Origin of the sequence: Methylobacterium sp. WL69 (assembly GCF_008039485.1) — a bacterium.
Lineage (GTDB): Bacteria > Pseudomonadota > Alphaproteobacteria > Rhizobiales > Beijerinckiaceae > Methylobacterium.
The window spans coordinates 1-2,151 of sequence record NZ_VRUZ01000182.1 but is presented as its reverse complement, the minus strand read 5'-3'; the positions used below and the strand labels follow the sequence as shown (position 1 = coordinate 2,151).

The following is a 2,151-nucleotide window of genomic DNA, read 5'->3' as shown; positions in this document are numbered from 1 at the left end:
GCCGTCGACGATGGCGGCCTCGAAGGCCGTGGCGCCCGCGCCCCAGACCCGCGCCAGGCCGGGCGCGGCCAGGGCCGCCGCCACGGGGCGGTCGCCCTGCACCAGGCCGATGTTGACGCTGTATTCCCGGTTGCCGGCGAGAAAGTCCTTCGTCCCGTCGAGGGGATCGACGAGGAAGAACAGGTCGGCCGGCGGATGGTCGGCGGAGGATTCCTCGGCCACCACGGGGATGTCGGGCCAGTGGCGCTTGAGGGCGGCGAGGATCAGGGCTTCGGAGGCCGTGTCGGCGAGGCTCGCCGGGGAGCCGTCGGGCTTGAGCACGTGCGGACAGTCGCCGCCGTGATAGCCCCGGAGGATCTCGCCCGCCTGGCAGGCGATCTCCGTCAATGTTGCCGCGATACGGTCGCGCGTCGGCGCGTCGAGTGACATGATCCCTAACGTCATGCCCCGGTCCGGACGGGTTGTCGAGGCGGAGGACGGCCCCGCCCGGCGCTTTTCCGACCGGCCACGTGCCGGTGCCGATCCTTTTCCGACCGGCAACGTGTCGGTGCTGGTCCTTTTCCGAACCGGCGCTCCGCCGGTGCTGGTCCTTTTCCGAACCGGCGCCCGCCGGTGCTGGTCCTTTTCAAAGCAACGGGCGGCGTCTATCGGTTCCGGTGGCGACCGGCCATTCGGTTCCGGCCCCGTCGCCCGCGGCCCCCGATACGTGCCTCGCGCGGAGCGCAAGATGACCCTCGTCCAACTCGATGCCCTCGACCTCTCGGCACTGCTGTGCTCCCGGGTCTGCCACGACGTGATCAGCCCGGTGGGCGCCATCGTGAACGGTCTCGAGGTCCTGGAGGACGAATCCGACGCCTCCATGCGCGAGTTCGCCCTCGAACTCATCGCCAAGAGCGCGCGCCAGGCCTCGGCCCGGCTCCAGTTCGCCCGCATCGCCTTCGGGGCGGCGGGCTCGGCCGGGGCCTCCATCGACCTCGCCGACGCCGAGAAGGTCTCGCGCGGCATGTTCACGGACGACAAGACCCAGCTCGCCTGGAGCGCCCCCCAGGCGCTGTACCCGAAGAACAAGGTCAAGCTCATCCTCAACCTCGTGGTGATCGCCCAGAGCGCCATCCCCCGCGGCGGCCTCATCGACGTCACCGTGAAGGGCGACGGCGAGGCGCCGACCATCGTCATCACCGCCAAGGGCTCGCACGCGCGCATCCCGCCCCATGTCGAGGCGCTCATGGCCGGCACGCCGGAGGGCGGCACCGTCGACGCCCACGCGATCCTGCCGTTCTATGCCGGCCTCGTGGCGCGGGCGGCCGAGATGGACGTCACCTTCGCCATCACCGGCGACAGGGTGACCATCGGGGCGGTGCCGACGCCCGAGGCCGCGCCGTCGCCCGTGGCGGCGCCGCACGACGTTCCCCCGGCCGACGACGAGCCGCCGGATACCGCCCTGGCCTGATCCGCTCGGCGGGGACGGGTCCGCCGCGTCCCGGGAAACCCCGATCGCGCCCGCCGGGCGCGACGGAATCGCGTCATCCCGGGACCGGCACAATCCGGCGGCGGAAAAGTCGATTAACCATAGTGACGCCCTCAGCGGCACAATAACAAATACTGCCCCCATTCGTTCAAGCGTCACGCCAGGGGAAACTCTTCACTAACCCATTTAGCCGCAAGGTCCGACTGCACAGACCGTAGTGCGTATCTGGACCGAGTGCCTCTCATGGACGACTTGTTGCGTGAGTTCCTGACCGAGAGCGCCGAGCATCTCGACACCGTCGATGCCGAGCTCGTGCGGTTCGAGCAGGACCCGAACAACCAGACGATCCTCCGGAACATCTTCCGCCTCGTCCATACCATCAAGGGCACCTGCGGGTTCCTCGGCCTGCCGCGCCTCGAAGCCCTGGCGCACGCCGCCGAGACCCTCATGGGCCAGTTCCGCGACGGCATGCCGGTGACCGGCCCCGCCGTGAGCCTGATCCTCGTCACCCTGGACCGGCTCAAGGCGATCCTGGGCGAGCTTGAGAACACCGGCACGGAGCCGACGGGCAGCGACGACGACCTCATCGACGCCCTCGACGTCATGTCCGCCGGGCCGATGCAGGCGCCCGACGCCGCGCCCCCGCTTCCGGCGCCCTTGCCGGCCCCCTTGCCCGCCGCCAT

Annotated in this window: 3 protein-coding genes; 2 read left to right on the top strand and 1 reads right to left on the bottom strand. The window is 70.2% G+C overall.

The window, feature by feature from the left end; genetic code table 11:
• On the bottom strand, positions 1–429 hold a 429-nt coding region (locus tag FV218_RS22270), incomplete at its 3' end, for an inositol monophosphatase family protein (RefSeq protein ID WP_281407892.1).
• Positions 430–727: 298 nt separating this feature from the next.
• Between FV218_RS22270 and FV218_RS22265 the strand changes: the two genes are divergently transcribed.
• Together FV218_RS22265 and FV218_RS22260 are read left to right on the top strand one after the other, a co-directional pair.
• Entirely contained in the window at positions 728–1,450 is a 723-nt protein-coding gene (locus FV218_RS22265; protein WP_147711586.1) for a histidine phosphotransferase family protein, read from the top strand.
• A gap of 261 nt (positions 1,451–1,711) precedes the next feature.
• Positions 1,712–2,151, top strand: a 440-nt coding sequence (locus FV218_RS22260) for an Hpt domain-containing protein (RefSeq protein ID WP_187273150.1), incomplete at its 3' end; no start/stop codon positions are given.